We start from the raw sequence: 15,514 nt of genomic DNA, 5'->3' as shown, positions 1-15,514 counted from the left end.
GATGCGATGGTGGTATAGGGGATGGGCTCCGGAAGCGCGTCCGTGGTCAGCGTCCCATGAGCTCGTCACGAACGTCTTCCACGGCGGCCATGACCTCGTCGATCAGTTCGGCCGGCATGCCCATCTGGTTCAGGCAGTCCGCCATGTAGCCCGCAGCCGCAATGAAATGCCCGTCGTCCATCTCCTTATCCTGGACCAGATGACGGCTGATGCCAGCGATGTTGGGGCCCTTGTAGGCCGCCGGCCCGCCGAAGGTCTGCGTCAGGTAGGATTTGACATGCTTTGCCTGCTGCGACGGGTCGCCGCCTTCCAGCAAGGGGCTCAGGCGGGCGTCCGCCCGGGCCTTCTCCAGGAACAGATCGACCATCGCATCTACGCCGAGTTCGCCGCCCAGCCGTTCATACAATCCCGGCTCAGCCGATGCTTTTTCCGCCGCCTTGGCCTTGCTCGGCTTGGCGGCGTCAGGCTTTTTTCCTTTGGCGGGCTCCGAATCGTCGTTGGAGGCCGGCTTCTTGGACGCCTTCTTCTGCGGCGCGCCGCCCGTGGTTTTCGCCGTCTTGTGGCGCTTAAGCGGTCGCCGCTTCGGTGCTTCGGCGATGGTGGCCGGATCCAGCACGCGTTCCACGTCCAGAACCGCCAGCAGGTCATCCTGCAGGCGGAACACGCCCGAGCATAGCTTGCGCATGCGCGCGTCCAGGGTCTGTGGCGGTTTGTCGAGGTCTCGACGCGGCAAGGAGCGGACGTCGCCGATCGAATCCACAAGGATGGTGTAAAGGTCACCCTTGTGTTCGACGGTAACGGACATCGGCCGTTCGCTCAGATCCTTCGGTTCCGCGCCCAGGCAAACCCGCAGGTCGATGACCGTGACAATCCGGCCGCGCAGATTGAGGACGCCGGCGACAGCCGAAGAGGCAAGCGGCACAGGTGTGATCTGAACCGGCTCCACGATATCCTGAACGCGCAGGATTGGAATACCGAACAACTGACTGTCGACCGTCATGGTGACGAGTTGTTCCTCGTCGCCCGCGGTCAGGCTCGAAATCCCCGCAATCGCCAAATCCGACATTCTGATCCGTCCCTCATTGATCCTTGGCGGCTCACCCCGGAAACCCCTGTGCCTCCGCCTGCCGCTCCACGGTAGCCTATTACGCGTCCCGTGACACTCAAGTCTTTGCATAAGAAAGTTAACAACCTCTTGACGGTAGCGGGGGGATTTCGTTCGTTTCACCCATGACAGGGAACGACGATATCCAGTTCATGTGCGATGGCCCGGATGGCGCGACCTGGCGCCTGCTTCTTGCGCATGGCGCGGGGGCGCCAATGGACAGCGACTTCATGAACGCCATCGCCGCGGCTCTTGCGGGGCGCGGAATCGGCGTCGCTCGTTTCGAGTTTCCCTATATGGCGCGCCGCCGGACCGAGGGTGGGAAGAAACCGCCGGACCGGGCGCCGGTTCTGCTGGAGAGTTGGCGCAGGGCAATCGACTCCGCCGAGTGGAATTTCCCCGGCGCGCGCCTGGCGATCGGCGGCAAGTCGATGGGGGGACGCATGGCGACGCTGCTGGCGGCGGAACCGGATTGTCCGGGATCGGTCGAGGCCGTGATCACCCTGGGATACCCATTTCACCCGCCGGGCAAGCCGGACAAGCTGCGTACGGATCATTTCGGAGCGCTCGCCAAGCCGGTGCTGATGGTTCAGGGGACACGCGACCCCTTTGGAACGCGCGCAGATGTCGCGGGCTATGTGCTGCCGAAACGGGCCACGGTCCTTTGGGCCGAGGACGGCGATCACGATCTGAAGCCGCGCAAGGCATCCGGCCGTACCCATGATCAGGCCATCGCCGAAGCGGGCGCTGAAATCCGGGACTTTCTGGAACGGATTTAATATTACGGAAGCGGTAAGTATTCCTTAAGAACTGAACCGTAGACTGCAGATCAAGTCGGACGGCACTGTCTGACCTCCTTGGGACCGAAGGTCTGCAACATGAACGATATCAGTATGCTCATGACACGCGGAACCGCCCGTCGGGCGCGGATTAAGAATGCGGAAGACCCGGCCGAGATCAAAAAACGCTCTGTCGTGATCTCCGGTCACCGCACAAGTATTTCTCTCGAAAACGTCTTTTGGGAAGCGCTCCGCACGATTGCCGTCGACAAGGGCATCTCGGTCAACCAGCTCGTTACCGATATCGACCGGCAGCGGACCGGCAATCTGTCCAGTGCGATCCGGACCTTCGTTCTGCTCGACGCGATCAGCGACTGATCAGACCAGGATCCCGACGGTTGCCCCCGTCAGGCAGGTCGCCAGAGTTCCCGAAATCAGGCTGCGAGGTGCCAGACGAACGAGGTCATGTCGTCGCTCTGGCACCATGGCGGTCAGCCCGCCCAGCATGATCCCCAGACTGCCGAAATTGGCAAACCCGCATAGCGCATAAGTCAGAATCAATTGCGTGCGGGGCGAGAGGGCATCCGGCGGCAGTTGTGAAAGCGCCAGATAGGCCAGCAGTTCGTTCAGCGCCGTCTTTGTCCCCAAGAGGGCCCCGGCCAGATCAGCCTCTGCCCAGGGTATCCCCATCGCATATGCGACCGGCGCAAAAACCCAACCGAAGATGCGTTCGACGGATAGCGGCGCACCGGACACGTCCGGCAGCGTGCCGGCCAGGATCATGTCGACCAGCGCGACGAGCGCGACCAGGACCAGCAACAGCGCAATGATCGAAATCAGCAGCTTCACCCCGACCGCTGTGCCCCGGGATATCGCGTCCATCATGTTGCTGGACTGCAGCCCCTCCGCTTCACCGGCAAAGGACATGTCGACATCGAGCTGTTCGTGCTGAACGCCGGCTGGTGGCGCGGGAACCATGATCCTTGCTATCAGAATTGCGGCGGGTAGGCTGATCAGCGAGGCGGCGAACAGATGGCCGGCGGCACCGGGGATAACGCCGTTCAGAAAGCCGGCATAGATGCCGAAGACCGTGCCGGCGATGGTCGCCATGCCGACGGTCATGATCAGGAACAGGCCGGACCGGTGCAGGCGCTTCAGATAGGGCGCGACCAGGATCGGCGCCTCCACCATGCCGATGAAAACATTGGCCGCGGCGCTGACCGCCTCGGCACCGCCGATGCCCAGTGTCCGGCGTAGCGCCCAGGCGCAAATCCGCACGATGGCCTGCAGCACACCCCAGTGAAACAGCAACGCTGTCAGGGCACTGATTACCAGCACGATGGGCAGAGCCTGAAAGGCGAGAATGAAACTTGTTGCGCCATCGCTGCTTTCGAACGGGATCGGTCCGCCGCCGGTATAGCCGAAAACGAAGGATGTCCCGGCGCGGGTCGCCTCTCCCAAGGCCGTCACGCCGTCGTTCAGCCCGGCCAGAAGGATGGCCATTCCCGGGAGATACAGGAACAGCGCGGCCAGGCCGACCTGAAGCAGGATGCAGATCAGAGCGAGACGTACCGGAAATTGCTGCTTGCCTTCGCTGAAGAACCACGCACAGCCGATCAACGCCGCGAATCCCGCGGTCGCCTGAAAATTCTCCATGAAATTGCACTCCCCCTATATTCCCTATCTGTAATGTGACATGCTGCTGCGGCAGAAGCCAGCCGTCGGTAGGGCAGAAGAGTCGTGGCACGACATTTTTGTTGCACTGCACAAAATATCTTGACCAACGCGCGGAAAAGTATCATGTGATAGGCGAATGCTGCGGTGCAGCATCTGAATCCGCATGATGGGGCGGGGCGGCTTGTACCCCATCTAAACGTTCGATTGGAGGAGTACCCCCATGGCCAAGAAACCGTCCTCGGCGTTCGACCCGATGAACAACCCGTTCCTGGATCCGAAGAACAATCCGTTCCTCGACCCGGAAAAGAACCCGTTCCTGAAAACCGACTTCACCCAGTACTTCCAGGGTGTCGAAGCGCCGGACCTGAAAGGGATCACCGACGCCCAGCGCAAGAACATGGAAGCGCTCAGCGCCGCGAACAAAACGGCCGCTGAAGGCGTGCAGGCGATCTTCAAACGCCAGAGCGAAATCCTGAAGAACACGATGGATGAGGCCAACGCGGCGCTGCAGGAACTGCAGGGCAAGTCGATGGCCGCGCCGGACGCGTCGGCCCAGATCGATCAGGTCAAGACGACGATCGAATCCGCGGTCTCGAACATGCGCGAACTGTCGGAAATGATGGCGAAGTCGCAGGCCGAAGCCTTTGACATCGTCAACAAGCGCTTTGTCGAAAGCCTCGATGAATTGAAGGATTCGCTGTCCAAGCTGCCGAAGTAAGGCGCAGGACATCGCGTTTCGGAACGCCCCGGCCCGGTGCCGGGGCGTTCTTCTTTGGTGCGCCTTTCCTTCCGGCTCAAACCGTCTAGGCTGTGGCCGATTGCAGCCATGCCGCGACGGGAGTGATTATGACAGACACCCTTTCCTTCGATGATTTCCTGAAGGTGGATATCCGTGTCGGAACCATTCTTCGGGCCGAGCCATACCCGGAGGCCCGGCGTCCTGCCTTCAAGCTTTGGGTCGACTTCGGTCCGGAGATCGGGGAACGCAAGACATCGGCCCAGATCACCAAGCATTATGACATTGAGACCCTCCCGGGGCGGAAGGTCGTCGGTGTGGTGAACTTTCCGCCCAAGCAAATCGGCAAGTTCATGTCCGAGGTCCTGGTGCTAGGGGTCCCGGACGAGGAGGGCGAAGTTGTTCTGCTGCGTCCCGATCTCGACGTTCCCAATGGCGGGCGGATGTACTGATCGCGGCGTCAGCCGTTGCGCAAGACCGGCTCGCGCCGCAGTTCCTCGACCAGATAGTCGATGAAGGACCGGATCCGCATCGGCGAGTTCCGGCCCTCCAGATGGACGACATGGACCGGCACCGGGTCCGGTTCGTAATCCCGCAGCAGCGGCACCAGACTTCCGTCCGCAATCGCGTCGGCAACTTGATAGGACAGCAGACGGACGACCCCGATCCCGGCGCGCGCCGCTTCATGGGCGCCATCGATCGTGTTGGCGACGAATCGGGCGGGCGGGCGCATGCTCACCGTTCGTCCGTCGCGGGTCAGGGGCCAGGGTCCTTGAAACGCGGCCGTGTAGATTCCCTCCGCCTTCTGGAGGTCCTCAGGCCCTTCAATGGGGCCGATGCGGTCAATATAGGCCGGGGCCGCGCATAGGACTTGGCGGACACTGCCGACCCGAATCGCAGTAGCGGAGGAATCCGGCAATTGCGCGATGCGCAAGGCCACATCAACGCCTTCATCCACCAGATTCACCATGCGGTCCAGGAACAGCGTGGTGAACCGGATCTGCGGGTGGCGCAGGGCGAAATCCGTGATTCGCCGCGCAACATGCAGCCGCCCGAAGGTCGCTGGCGCGGTCACGGTGATCGGCCCGCGCAACTCACCGTGAACCCCGGCGACCGCGGCCTCGGCCTCCGACACCTCCGCCAGGATGCGCCGGGCGTCAGCAAGATAGCGGGTGCCGGCCTCCGTCAGGCGCACCTGACGCGTCGTTCGGGTCAGCAACTTGCAGCCGAATCTTTCTTCCAGTGCCGCGACCTCGCGGGTCACGGAAGGTGGCGATTGCCCCAGACTGCGCGCCGCGGCGGAAAACCCGCCATTATCGGCAACCGCAATCAGCGTGCGCATGGCTTTCAGAAGATCCATATTATTCCATAATCCGGAATTATCGTTTCCGAAAACACGTTATTATTCCCAACAGGATAAGCAACTATCTTTCGGGCATCCAATTGCCATTCCGGAGGAAGTCATGCCTGAACACCGTATCCGTCTCTATCGTCATCCGCTTTCCGGTCATGCCCACCGCGCGGAACTGATGCTGGCCCTGCTGGGCCTGCCGGCCGAACTCGTCGATGTCGACCTTGCCAGCGGGGCCCATAAGGCACCGGATTTCCTGGCGCTCAATCCGTTGGGGCAGGTTCCGGTACTGCAGGACGGTGCCGTCACCCTGGCGGACAGCAACGCGATTCTGGTCTATCTGGCGCGCAAATACGACACGCCGGGACACTGGTATCCCTCGGAAGCGACGGTGGCCGCAGATGTGCAACGCTGGCTGTCGCTCGCCGCAGGTCAACTAGCGGCCGGTCCGGCCCTGGCGCGTGTCATCAATGTCTTCGGCCTCAAAGCGGATGGAGACCGGGCACGATCGATTGCAGGGGCACTGTTCGGTTACATGAACACCCATCTGGCAGACCGCGAGTTTCTGGTCGGCACGCACGCGACCATCGCGGATGTGGCCCTTTACAGCTACACGGCCCATGCACCGGAAGGCGGTGTTTCCCTGCAGCCCTATCCTGCTATCCAGGCCTGGCTCTGTCGCATTGAGGCCTTGCCGGGTTTCGTCGCGATGCAGGCGACCCCTCTGGCCGCGTGAGGCAGGGTCATGGCGGACAGAAACGATGGAAATCGGGCAGCGACCGGATGGTCGCTGCCCTCCAGCCCCTATCATGCCGGCGAGAAGGCGGTTCAGGCGCGGGACGGTGTTTCCGACTTGGCGGATCGCGCCGGGCGCCGGATGATCCGCGATTACATGCCCGATCAACACAGGACCTTCTTCGAGGCCTTACCCCTGGTTTTCCTCGGGGCGCTAGATCGGGACGGGAAGCCATGGGCATCGGTCCTGACCGGTCCCACCGGCTTCATGACCAGCCCCGATCCGAAGCACCTCCGCATTCGGGCACTGCCGGTGACGGCCGACCCGGCGCGGGACGGCGTTCATGTCGGAGCACCAGTCGCCCTGATCGGTGTCGAGTTCCATACACGCCGCCGCAACCGCATGACCGGGAAAGTGGTGTCGGTCGACGGAACGGGATTCGATGTGCGGGTGGATCAGAGCTTCGGCAACTGTCCGCAATACATTCAGGCGCGCAATCCACGATTCCGTGCGGTGCAGGAGGCGTTGGAAGTCGCGATTCTGGGGGCCGATCTGAATGAGGAAACGCTGCGCCAGATCGGGGAGGCGGATACCCTGTTCATCGCCAGCGCATCCCTTGACGCGGCGGGCCCGAACCCGGTCGAAGGCGTCGATGTCAGCCATCGCGGCGGACGGCCCGGCTTCGTGAAGGTGGAGCAGGGGGCAACGGGAACCGTTCTGACCTTTCCGGACTTCAACGGAAACCGCTATTTCAATACATTCGGCAACATCGCGGTGAACCCGCAGGTTGGCCTTCTGTTCCCGGATTTCCTCAATGGCACGGGGCTCAGCCTTTCTGGGCGCGCAGAAATACTCTGGGATGATCCGGCGATCGAGACCTTTGACGGGGCGGTCCGGATGGTGCGTTTCGGGGTGGAACAGGGCCGCGTTCTGCCAGGCCTTATCCCGTTCACATGGAGCGAACCGGAACCGTCGCCGCAAACCGCGAGAACCGGGCGCTGGGAGGCGGTTAGCTGAAAAACCGCCCGCAACCGCGATGGTCCGTGCCGTCGACAGTCATCACAATGGTCAGCGGCAGGTATTCGCCGCTCATCTCGTCGCGGCACCCCTCATCGTGGATGGTGAAGGCGATCTGTCGTCCGTCGACCGTGAAGGCCGCCGGAAATGTGGCGGCATCCTTCGGCGTCGGAAACAGTCTCGTCGTGCCATAGCCAAGTACGATCAGGCCACCGAATTCCGGGTGAATTTCCACCAGCCATCCAGGTTCATGACCGGTTGCGCGAAACGTTGCCCCTCGCACGGCGGCCGCGCGCCAGGGCGTGTCGACCTGCTCACCGTGGCAATCGCGCCATGAGCGTTCCGGCGTTTCGAACAGGGCTTCCTGCCCCTTGAGCCAGAGCGCATGTCCGTCGTCGGACCGGTATCTGGCACCGGAGCCTGCCGGAATCTGCTGCATTGAGACTTTTCTGCCGTTCCAGAGGACGAGGGCGGCCTCATCCCCGAGACGTACCTCGAAACTGCCTGCATCACAGCGATAGGCGGAATAGGTCGGCGGTGAATAAGGAAGCGCCGGAAAACCGGCGCAGGCGGCAAGGAACAGCAATCCGGCAAGGGCAGGGAGGCGCATCAATCCGACCCGGGGCGGATTGTGGTCCTGAGGGACATGCCGGTCAGTCCTTCTTGCCGCCGCCGAGGCTGAAAAGTGCGGAAATCCCGCCCTTGATGATCGCGATGATCCAGAGGAGCACCCCCAGAACAATGCAGGGAATACCGAAGATCAATCCGATGCCGGAGCCGGAGAGCAGGATGCCCACCAATACGAAAATCAGACCCAGAAGCCCCATGGGCGTGCCCCTATTCGCTGCGTCGTCGGCCCTTCAGCATGCCGAGGATCAAGGATATCAGCCAGATCGGAATGACGATGACGGCACCGATCACGATATAGCCCGCGCTCCATTCGATGGCACCGCGTGCGAAATCGTAAATCTTCCGAACCGTTACGCCGAAATTGTCGAAGATGGCTTCCGGCGTCACGTCGAACTGAACCAGTAGCCACCCGACGACGAAGCTGATCACCGCCAGTTTCAGCAGGGTTGCCATAACTTTCGACAGTTCGGTGCGCATCGTCTTTCCTTCCTACGCTGCAGACAAATCTTCGCCCGCCAGCGCCCGGTCGATCAAGGCGATAGTTTCCTTCAGTCCGTAAAGGGCGAAGAACGAGCCCATGCGGGGCCCTTGCTCCTGGCCCAGCAGGACCTGATACAGCGCCTTGAACCAGTCCCGCAGGTTTTCATACGGGTGCTGCTTGCCGATCTCGTAAACCTGGGTCTGGATGTCCTCCGCAGAGGTGTCCTCCGCCAATCCGGCCAGGGCCGCGCGCAGGTCGGCCAGGGCCGCCCGGTCGGTCTCGTCCGGTGCCTTGAAGGCCTTTTCCGGCTTCACGAAATCCTGGTAGTAGCGGATGGCATAGCCGACCAGCTTGTCCAGTTCCGGCGCGGTTTCCGGGGTGGCGTCCGGGACGTAGCGGCTGATGAAGCCCCACAGGACCGACGTGTCTTCGGTGTTGCAGACCGACGCCAGGTTCAGCAGCAGGCCGAAGCTGATCGGCGGCGCACCGTGCGGCGGTTGACCGCGATGGATGTGCCAGATCGGATTTTCCAGGCGCTTGTCCAGGTCTTCGTCATCAAACTTCGACAGGTGGGTGTAATATTCGTCCACCGCCTTCGGGATGACGTCGAAATACAGCTTTTTGGCCGTTTGCGGCTTCTGGAACATGAAGAGCGCGAGGCTTTCATTGGGCGCGTAGGTCAGCCACTCTTCCATCGACAGGCCGTTGCCCTTCGACTTCGAGATCTTTTCGCCCTTCTCGTCGAGGAACAACTCGTTGATCCGGAACTCCGGCTGGGGCGCGCCCAGGGTCTTGCAAATGCGGCCGGACAGCTTGACGGAATCGATCAGATCCTTGCCGGACATCTCGTAATCCACACCCAGGGCGTACCAGCGCATGCCCCAGTCGGGCTTCCACTGCAGCTTGCAGTGTCCGCCGGTAACCGGCGTCTCGATTTCCTGGCCGTCTTCGCGACGGTAGACGATCGTCCCCTTCTTGGCGTCCGTGGCGATCACAGGCAGCTGATAGACCTCATGGGTCTCCGGGTCGACCGGCAGGAAGGGCGAATAGGTCGCCCGTCGCTCGTCGCGCAGCGACGGCAGCATGATCTTCTGGACCTGTTCGTAGCATTCCAGCATCCGGATCAGGGCATCATCGAACCGGCCTGAAAAGTAGTATTCCGTGGAACTGGCAAATTCGTATTCGAAGCCGAAGCCGTCGAGGAACTCCCGAAGACGACGGTTGTTGTGGTGGCCGAAGCTCTCGTCGATGCCGAACGGGTCCGGCACCTTGGTCAGACGCTTGTTGAGGGCTGCCTTCAGCAGATCCTGGTTCGGCACATTGGTCGGCACCTTGCGCAGACCGTCCATGTCGTCCGAAAAGGCTATCAGCTTGGTCGGAATGTCACTCATCAGTTCGAAGGCGCGGCGCACCATGGTGGTGCGAAGAACCTCGCCGAAAGTCCCGATATGCGGCAGGCCGGACGGTCCGTAACCGGTCTCGAACAGGACGTAACCCTTTTCCGGATCCTTCTTCTCGTAGCGTTTCAGGACCTTGCGCGCCTCTTCGAAAGGCCAGGCTCGGGCATTCAGGGCTAGGTCGCGCAAATTGGTCATTGCTTCATCTCGTTTCGGATAAGGTTGAAAACGCGCCGGAAACTAGGCGCGGCCCGTGTTCGCGTCAACTGCGGCGGTGATTCGGGCGCGGGAAATGCCGTTTCAGCCGGAGGTCGGCTCTGAACCGCCGGCATTGTCTTTTCCGAAAAGGGCGCGGTACTGCTGCAGCGAATAATAGATCGCGACCCCCAGAAGGTGGGTGACGCGTCCACTGTCAGCGTCTCCCAGCGGCATGGTCAGGGCCTCATAACTGTAGGGCAGCCGGTCGAGTTGACGGTCGCCCTTGCCGTAGACGGGCGCTCTGGTCGCGACAACCTTTCGATATCGCGTCAGCAGGGTATCGCGCAAAACGAGGTCGTCGAGTCCCGACACCAGACTTCGATACAGGCCGGGCCCGAACCGTTCTGCCAGGTGAGACCCGACTGCCAGAAAGCGAAAATCCGGTGGTTCGGTGTCGGCGATGACCGTCAGCAGGATGACATGCTCTGCATGCCGCCCAAGTGTCTCGGGTTCAAGATCGGTAAAGGCTGGAAAGTCCCTGTCGCCACGCAACCGGTTCCACAGGTCAAAAACCGGCTGGATCCCGGCGCTGAAATCTTCCTTCATAAGCGTACGCTCCTGTGCTTAGTACAGTGCCGTGGAGCCGGCGCCTAGGGCAAGCCGTTCCGTGGTCGCATCCATTCGGAAATTTCAGGCAGGCGGGGACAGCGTGGCGAATCTCGCAGCAGGAACAGGCCCAGCCGGCGCCCTCGATCAGGAAACCCGCCGGGAATTGAAGGCGCTCTGCGTCTTGTCCGATCGGGTGGGGCTGTGCCGTCTTGCCGGTCACGCCGGACTGATCGTGCTGGCAGGCGGCATGGTCGCCTGGGTGGAGACCCGATTGGGCATGTTGGCTGCCGCGCCGTTTCAGGGGATTCTGGGGCTTTGCCTCGTCTTCCTGTTCGCGCCGTTGCACGAGACGATCCATCGCACCGCCTTTGCCAGCCGGCGTCTTAACGATGTTGTGGCCGCGATCGCCGGGGCCGTACTGATCCTGCCGCCGCACTATTTTCGGGCCTTCCATCTGGCGCACCATCGTTTCACGCAGATCCCGGGAATGGACCCGGAGCTTCCCGGCAAGGAAATCGGCAGCCTTTCCGGTTATGCGCTGTATCTCAGCGGGCTGCCCTACTGGCGCGCGGCCGTCGGAGGGCTTGTATCCCGTGCGCTGGGCCAAACCGGGGAAGCCTTTCTGACGGCCCGGACAGCGCCAGCCGTTATCGTGGAGGCGCGGCTCTATCTGCTGTTCTATGCCGGGCTGGCCGCTGCCTCTGTCGCGACAGGAAGCACGCTGGTTTTAACCTATTGGCTGGTTCCCGTGCTGCTGGGGCAGCCCTTTCTTCGCTTCTATCTGCTGGCGGAGCATAAGCTGTGCCCGATGGTCGAGGACATGTTCCGCAACACCCGTACGACCCTCTCCATCGGCGCGGTCCGTTTTCTGGCCTGGAACATGCCCTATCACGCGGAACATCATGCCTTCATGGCGGTTCCTTTCCACCGACTGCCGGCGGCACATCAGCTGCTGCGCGACCGGATCGAGACGATCTCGCCCGGCTATGCCGCTTTTCACAGTCGGCTCATTCACGGATTGAGGCGCGCGCCGGTTTCGGACTAGATTGATGTCTTGTTCTCGGGGCGGGGTGAAATTCCCCACCGGCGGTAACGACCACGGCTTTGGTCGAAGCCCGCGAGCGCCTTCCTCAACCACATGGGAGGGGTCAGCAGATTCGGTGTGATTCCGAAGCCGACGGTTACAGTCCGGATGGAAGAGAATGGCAGATGGCGTCGCGCCGGACCGTGAGGCGGTTCCGCGGGACGTGCGTTGAGCCGTGCGCCCTGATTCTGAAACGTCCTGAAGGAGGGAACGAGAGATGAATCAGCGGACCGACAGCCAGTCGAGCCAAACCAGTCAGAAGCGCCCTGCAATCGCCGCAATCCGGGCGCGTTGGCATGCCGGCATAGTCGACCGTGCCCATGATGCATTTGTGGCCGCGGCAGCCGGGAACGGTGTGCCCCGGGACAGTATCCAGACCTATGACGTTCCCGGCGCGTTCGAAATCCCGCTGCTTGCCCAAAGGCTGTTGCGGTCGGGACAGGCGGATGCGGTCGTCGCCTTCGCGCTGGTGGTCGACGGCGGGATCTATCGACATGACTTCGTGGCGTCGTCGGTCATAGACGGGTTGATGCGGGTTCAACTGGACGAAGGCGCGCCGGTCCTGTCCGTCGTGCTGACACCGCACCATTTCCACGAACACGGCGATCATGTCGACTTTTTCGCGGAACACTTCGTCACCAAGGGGCGCGAAGCGGCGGCGGCGCTGCATGCCGTGCTGGGATTGGAGGGATGTTCTCAGGCGGCGTGAGCGGCTCTCACGGGAATGTCATGTCATGTCAATGGCGCAGGGCGGATTTGAGCGTACATTCCGCCTTACAGACCATAAGCTGAATCGGCGACAATTCGATGAGCGACACCATGGTGACCGATCCCCGACCCCCCAAGGCGAAACCACTCTGGCGCCGGCTTTTGCCGGTGGCGGTGTTGTTGGGGCTTTTTGCGGCCTTCTTTGCCAGCGGCCTCGACCGGTTTGTCAGCCTCGATGCCCTACAGGCGCATCGCACGGATCTTCAGGAATTCGTTGGCGCCCATGCCGTGTCGGCTGTCCTGATCTACATGATCCTCTATGCGGTGATGGTTGCGGCATCCCTACCGGGGGCGACCATCTTCACGGTAACCGGGGGACTGCTGTTCGGCAGCCTTCTGGGGACGGTCTATACCGTTTTCGCAGCGACACTCGGCGCCACCATCATCTTTCTGATTGCCCGTTCCGCCTTCGGCGATGCGCTGAGGCAGAAGGCTGGCGGGCGCGTCGAGCGGTTGCTGGACGGCTTCCGCGACAACGCCTTCAGCTATCTTCTGGTTTTGCGTCTGGTGCCGCTGTTTCCGTTCTTCGTGGTCAATGTCGCCCCTGCTTTCGCGTCCGTTCCATTGCGGATCTACGTTTTCGCAACGCTGATCGGGATCGTGCCCGGCACCTTCGTCTATGCCCAGGTTGGCGCGGGGTTCGACAGCGTCATTGCGTCGGGTGAATCGCTCAGTCTGGCGGGCATTCTGACACCCGATGTTATCCTGGCCCTGGTGGGGCTGGCCGGGCTGTCCCTGATACCGGTGGTCTACAAGTATTTCCGGGGACGTCGCCCGACCGGGTCGGGGAATGCCTAATTGCCGACGACGGTCGCCGTTTCGCCTTCTGTCCGGATTTCCCGCCGGATCGTGAAGGTGTTGCCGGCGTCATCGCGCGCCCAGTACTGCAGGGTCATGCGATCCGGATCGACCGGGGTCGCGATATGGTGTCCGCGCTGGGTCAGGCTGCCGCCGGGCTCGACCCGATAACGCACACAAGCGTCGGCACAAACCTGCGCGTCCTCGACGCAGACCTTGCCGCGATAGATGTAGAGCCCGATGCCGGCGGATTCCTTGAAGCGCCGATCGTGACTGAACCGATGCCGGCCCTCCTCGAAGGAATAGGAAAAATCCTCCAGCGTCAGCGTCAGGCGGGCCGGGGTGGTGGATTCGACGGACGGTTCGGGCAATTCCCGCAGACAGGCCGTGCTGACTTCCGCCGTGACGATATCGACGACTTTGTCGGTGCCCTGCGGTTGAGGCCGCCCGGTGTCGTCGCCCGCCGTTCCTGCCGCCGGCGCCAGTTCGGACAGGATTTCGGCATTGTCGGTTTCGGCGCTGCCCTGATCGTCACAGGCCGCCACCATGACGGTGGCGAGCATGATCGCTGCAATTCCCTGCCACCGTTGAATACCCATCAATCCTCCAAACCGCCGTACTGTGTTCCGCATCCGGCTGGAGGCCGGTCACGGAAGCGGGTTACGCCGACGTGCCGCCGACGGTCAGCCCGTCCAGACGCAGTGTCGGCTGGCCGACGCCGACCGGTACGCCCTGGCCCTCTTTGCCGCAGGTACCGATACCATCGTCCAGTTTCAGATCGTTGCCGATCATGGACACTTTCGTCAACGCATCTGCGCCATTGCCGATCAGGGTAGCCCCCTTCAGCGGCGCGCCGATCTTGCCGTTTTCGATGCGATAGGCCTCCGTACAGGAGAAGACGAACTTGCCATTGGTGATGTCGACCTGGCCGCCACCGAAATTGACGGCATAGATGCCCTTGTCGACGGAGGAGAGGATTTCGCCCGGATCCTTGTCGCCGCCCAGCATGTAGGTATTGGTCATGCGTACCATCGGGCAGTGGGCATAGGACTGGCGGCGCCCGTTACCGGTCGACTTAACGCCCATCAGTCGCGCATTCATCCGGTCCTGCATATAGCCTTTCAGGATGCCGTCCTCGATCAGCACGGTTTCGCTGGTCGGCGTGCCTTCGTCGTCGACCGTCAGCGATCCGCGGCGGTCCTTCAGGGTGCCGTTGTCGACGACCGTAACGCCCGGGGCTGCCACGCGTTCCCCCAGGAGACCCGCAAAAGCGGAGGTCTTCTTGCGATTGAAGTCGCCCTCCAGGCCGTGCCCGACGGCCTCGTGCAGCAGGATTCCCGGCCAGCCCGGGCCCAGCACGACCGGCATTTCGCCGGCCGGGGCGGGGACCGCCTCCAGATTGATCAGCGCCTGTCGCAGGGCTTCATCGACCTGGGCCTGCCACTGGTCCGGCTGAACGAAGCCGGCAAAGTCCAGGCGTCCGCCGCAGCCCTGGGATCCGGTCTCCATACGGCCGTCCTGTTCCACAACGACGCTGACGAAGATCTGCACCAGCGGGCGAATGTCGGCCATGCGCTCACCGTCCGGGCGAACGATCTGAACCGCCGCCCATTCCGCGCCGAGACGGGCCGAGACCTGCTTCACACGCGAATCCTTGGCGCGGGCATAGGCGTCGATTTCGCCCAGTAGTGCCACTTTGGCGTCGAAAGACAGGGTTTCCAGCGGATTGATATCCGAATAGAGAGCCATGTTCGTCTTCGGCGGGCCGCCGGCCAATGTGCCGCCATGACCGCCGTGCACCGCGCGGACGGCGTCGGCGGCACGCTTGATCGCCGCTTCGCTCAACTCCCCGGAATGGGCATAGCCGGAAACCTCACCGACGACCGACCGCAGACCGAATCCCTGCGATGTGTCGAAGCTGGCGCTCTTGATCTTGCCGTCCTCCAGCAGCAGGCTCTCGCTCTGCACATATTCCAGATACAGTTCGCCGTCCTCTGCGCCGTGCAGGCTGTCGGAAACCAGGGCGGTAACGCGATCCTGGTCCAGTTCGGTCCGGCCATAGAACAGACCGTCGGTGATGGCGATGTCGGACATGTACTCTCCTTCCGGGGCGCGGGCGCGGGCCTCGCGCCGACTGTGGGGCCGGGA

The 15,514-nt window shown here is 62.3% G+C and carries 19 protein-coding genes and 1 riboswitch; of the genes, 9 read left to right on the top strand and 10 right to left on the bottom strand.

Annotation, left to right across the window (positions count from 1 at the left end; genetic code table 11):
* Positions 1-46: 46 nt before the first annotated feature.
* Complete coding sequence (locus R8L07_04755; protein MDW3204833.1) at positions 47-1,066, bottom strand: chemotaxis protein CheW; 1,020 nt, start codon at positions 1,064-1,066, stop codon at positions 47-49.
* A gap of 191 nt (positions 1,067-1,257) precedes the next feature.
* Between R8L07_04755 and R8L07_04750 the strand changes: the two genes are divergently transcribed.
* Both R8L07_04750 and R8L07_04745 read left to right on the top strand, forming a co-directional pair.
* A complete protein-coding gene (locus tag R8L07_04750) occupies positions 1,258-1,884 on the top strand; it encodes an alpha/beta family hydrolase (protein ID MDW3204832.1) in 627 nt (208 codons plus the stop codon).
* 99 nt (positions 1,885-1,983) lie between these two features.
* Positions 1,984-2,262 (top strand): ribbon-helix-helix domain-containing protein, encoded by a 279-nt coding sequence (locus R8L07_04745; protein ID MDW3204831.1) that lies wholly within the window; start codon positions 1,984-1,986, stop codon positions 2,260-2,262.
* Here the strand turns inward: R8L07_04745 and R8L07_04740 are convergent, their stop codons facing one another.
* Positions 2,263-3,540: a nucleoside transporter C-terminal domain-containing protein gene (locus tag R8L07_04740; GenBank protein ID MDW3204830.1), complete on the bottom strand. Its 1,278-nt coding sequence runs from the start codon at positions 3,538-3,540 to the stop codon at positions 2,263-2,265.
* Between the two features lie 241 nt (positions 3,541-3,781).
* Here R8L07_04740 and phaP point away from each other — a divergent pair, with 241 nt between their 5' ends.
* Together phaP and R8L07_04730 are read left to right on the top strand one after the other, a co-directional pair.
* On the top strand, positions 3,782-4,279 hold the full coding sequence (phaP, locus tag R8L07_04735) for a TIGR01841 family phasin (GenBank protein MDW3204829.1): 498 nt from the start codon (positions 3,782-3,784) through the stop codon (positions 4,277-4,279).
* A 128-nt stretch (positions 4,280-4,407) separates the two neighbouring features.
* Positions 4,408-4,749, top strand: a complete 342-nt coding sequence (locus R8L07_04730) for a tRNA-binding protein (protein ID MDW3204828.1) — start codon at positions 4,408-4,410, stop codon at positions 4,747-4,749.
* 8 nt (positions 4,750-4,757) lie between these two features.
* Here R8L07_04730 and R8L07_04725 read toward each other — a convergent pair whose 3' ends face one another.
* Positions 4,758-5,657 (bottom strand): LysR family transcriptional regulator, encoded by a 900-nt coding sequence (locus tag R8L07_04725; GenBank protein ID MDW3204827.1) that lies wholly within the window; start codon positions 5,655-5,657, stop codon positions 4,758-4,760.
* Positions 5,658-5,760: 103 nt separating this feature from the next.
* Between R8L07_04725 and R8L07_04720 the strand changes: the two genes are divergently transcribed.
* Together R8L07_04720 and R8L07_04715 are read left to right on the top strand one after the other, a co-directional pair.
* Positions 5,761-6,384: a glutathione S-transferase gene (locus R8L07_04720; protein ID MDW3204826.1), complete on the top strand. Its 624-nt coding sequence runs from the start codon at positions 5,761-5,763 to the stop codon at positions 6,382-6,384.
* A gap of 9 nt (positions 6,385-6,393) precedes the next feature.
* Entirely contained in the window at positions 6,394-7,401 is a 1,008-nt protein-coding gene (locus tag R8L07_04715; protein MDW3204825.1) for a pyridoxamine 5'-phosphate oxidase family protein, read from the top strand.
* On the opposite strand, the gene R8L07_04710 is transcribed toward R8L07_04715, so the two are convergent.
* The 5 genes from R8L07_04710 to R8L07_04690 form a co-directional block, all read right to left on the bottom strand.
* Positions 7,394-8,011, bottom strand: coding sequence for an MliC family protein (locus R8L07_04710; protein ID MDW3204824.1), 618 nt, complete (start codon positions 8,009-8,011; stop codon positions 7,394-7,396). The two genes, R8L07_04715 and R8L07_04710, sit on opposite strands and share 8 nt — an antisense overlap.
* A 43-nt stretch (positions 8,012-8,054) precedes the next feature.
* A complete protein-coding gene (locus R8L07_04705) occupies positions 8,055-8,228 on the bottom strand; it encodes a hypothetical protein (GenBank protein ID MDW3204823.1) in 174 nt (57 codons plus the stop codon).
* 10 nt (positions 8,229-8,238) lie between these two features.
* Positions 8,239-8,508, bottom strand: coding sequence for a DUF6460 domain-containing protein (locus tag R8L07_04700; protein MDW3204822.1), 270 nt, complete (start codon positions 8,506-8,508; stop codon positions 8,239-8,241).
* A gap of 12 nt (positions 8,509-8,520) precedes the next feature.
* On the bottom strand, positions 8,521-10,107 hold the full coding sequence (locus R8L07_04695; GenBank protein MDW3204821.1) for a lysine--tRNA ligase: 1,587 nt from the start codon (positions 10,105-10,107) through the stop codon (positions 8,521-8,523).
* Between the two features lie 102 nt (positions 10,108-10,209).
* The gene (locus tag R8L07_04690; protein MDW3204820.1) at positions 10,210-10,713 is read right to left on the bottom strand and encodes a PAS domain-containing protein; all 504 of its coding nucleotides are present in this window, start codon (positions 10,711-10,713) and stop codon (positions 10,210-10,212) included.
* Between the two features lie 103 nt (positions 10,714-10,816).
* On the opposite strand from R8L07_04690, the gene R8L07_04685 reads away from it, so the two are divergent.
* The 3 genes from R8L07_04685 to R8L07_04675 all read left to right on the top strand — a co-directional run bounded on the left by R8L07_04685 (position 10,817) and on the right by R8L07_04675 (position 13,366).
* Positions 10,817-11,761: a fatty acid desaturase gene (locus R8L07_04685; protein MDW3204819.1), complete on the top strand. Its 945-nt coding sequence runs from the start codon at positions 10,817-10,819 to the stop codon at positions 11,759-11,761.
* A 7-nt stretch (positions 11,762-11,768) separates the two neighbouring features.
* Positions 11,769-11,924: riboswitch (FMN riboswitch) on the top strand.
* 93 nt (positions 11,925-12,017) lie between these two features.
* Positions 12,018-12,509 carry a 6,7-dimethyl-8-ribityllumazine synthase gene (locus tag R8L07_04680; GenBank protein MDW3204818.1) on the top strand — a complete coding sequence of 164 codons (492 nt, stop codon included), beginning with the start codon at positions 12,018-12,020 and terminating at the stop codon, positions 12,507-12,509.
* A gap of 98 nt (positions 12,510-12,607) precedes the next feature.
* Positions 12,608-13,366, top strand: coding sequence for a TVP38/TMEM64 family protein (locus R8L07_04675; GenBank protein MDW3204817.1), 759 nt, complete (start codon positions 12,608-12,610; stop codon positions 13,364-13,366).
* Here R8L07_04675 and R8L07_04670 read toward each other — a convergent pair.
* Both R8L07_04670 and tldD read right to left on the bottom strand, forming a co-directional pair.
* On the bottom strand, positions 13,363-13,965 hold the full coding sequence (locus R8L07_04670) for a hypothetical protein (GenBank protein ID MDW3204816.1): 603 nt from the start codon (positions 13,963-13,965) through the stop codon (positions 13,363-13,365). The two genes, R8L07_04675 and R8L07_04670, sit on opposite strands and share 4 nt — an antisense overlap.
* A 61-nt stretch (positions 13,966-14,026) precedes the next feature.
* The gene (gene tldD / locus R8L07_04665) at positions 14,027-15,460 is read right to left on the bottom strand and encodes a metalloprotease TldD (GenBank protein ID MDW3204815.1); all 1,434 of its coding nucleotides are present in this window, start codon (positions 15,458-15,460) and stop codon (positions 14,027-14,029) included.
* Between the last annotated feature and the right edge of the window lie 54 nt (positions 15,461-15,514).

This window comes from Alphaproteobacteria bacterium (genome assembly GCA_033344895.1).
Lineage (GTDB): Bacteria > Pseudomonadota > Alphaproteobacteria > UBA8366 > Aestuariispiraceae > Pacificispira.
This window is presented reverse-complemented; position numbering and strand designations above follow the sequence as displayed.

Excerpts from the sequence above, each read along its gene's own strand:
- R8L07_04715 (MDW3204825.1), top strand. The coding sequence starts at position 6,394 with ATGGCGGACAGAAACGATGGAAATCGGGCAGCGACCGGATGGTCGCTG.
- R8L07_04710 (MDW3204824.1), bottom strand. The coding sequence starts at position 8,011 with ATGCGCCTCCCTGCCCTTGCCGGATTGCTGTTCCTTGCCGCCTGCGCC.
- R8L07_04740 (MDW3204830.1), bottom strand. The coding sequence starts at position 3,540 with ATGGAGAATTTTCAGGCGACCGCGGGATTCGCGGCGTTGATCGGCTGT.
- R8L07_04720 (MDW3204826.1), top strand. The coding sequence starts at position 5,761 with ATGCCTGAACACCGTATCCGTCTCTATCGTCATCCGCTTTCCGGTCAT.
- R8L07_04700 (MDW3204822.1), bottom strand. The coding sequence starts at position 8,508 with ATGCGCACCGAACTGTCGAAAGTTATGGCAACCCTGCTGAAACTGGCG.
- R8L07_04750 (MDW3204832.1), top strand. The coding sequence starts at position 1,258 with ATGTGCGATGGCCCGGATGGCGCGACCTGGCGCCTGCTTCTTGCGCAT.
- R8L07_04690 (MDW3204820.1), bottom strand. The coding sequence starts at position 10,713 with ATGAAGGAAGATTTCAGCGCCGGGATCCAGCCGGTTTTTGACCTGTGG.
- phaP (MDW3204829.1), top strand. The coding sequence starts at position 3,782 with ATGGCCAAGAAACCGTCCTCGGCGTTCGACCCGATGAACAACCCGTTC.
- R8L07_04675 (MDW3204817.1), top strand. The coding sequence starts at position 12,608 with ATGAGCGACACCATGGTGACCGATCCCCGACCCCCCAAGGCGAAACCA.
- R8L07_04725 (MDW3204827.1), bottom strand. The coding sequence starts at position 5,657 with ATGGATCTTCTGAAAGCCATGCGCACGCTGATTGCGGTTGCCGATAAT.
- R8L07_04695 (MDW3204821.1), bottom strand. The coding sequence starts at position 10,107 with ATGACCAATTTGCGCGACCTAGCCCTGAATGCCCGAGCCTGGCCTTTC.
- R8L07_04680 (MDW3204818.1), top strand. The coding sequence starts at position 12,018 with ATGAATCAGCGGACCGACAGCCAGTCGAGCCAAACCAGTCAGAAGCGC.
- R8L07_04705 (MDW3204823.1), bottom strand. The coding sequence starts at position 8,228 with ATGGGGCTTCTGGGTCTGATTTTCGTATTGGTGGGCATCCTGCTCTCC.
- tldD (MDW3204815.1), bottom strand. The coding sequence starts at position 15,460 with ATGTCCGACATCGCCATCACCGACGGTCTGTTCTATGGCCGGACCGAA.
- R8L07_04755 (MDW3204833.1), bottom strand. The coding sequence starts at position 1,066 with ATGTCGGATTTGGCGATTGCGGGGATTTCGAGCCTGACCGCGGGCGAC.
- R8L07_04670 (MDW3204816.1), bottom strand. The coding sequence starts at position 13,965 with ATGGGTATTCAACGGTGGCAGGGAATTGCAGCGATCATGCTCGCCACC.
- R8L07_04730 (MDW3204828.1), top strand. The coding sequence starts at position 4,408 with ATGACAGACACCCTTTCCTTCGATGATTTCCTGAAGGTGGATATCCGT.
- R8L07_04745 (MDW3204831.1), top strand. The coding sequence starts at position 1,984 with ATGAACGATATCAGTATGCTCATGACACGCGGAACCGCCCGTCGGGCG.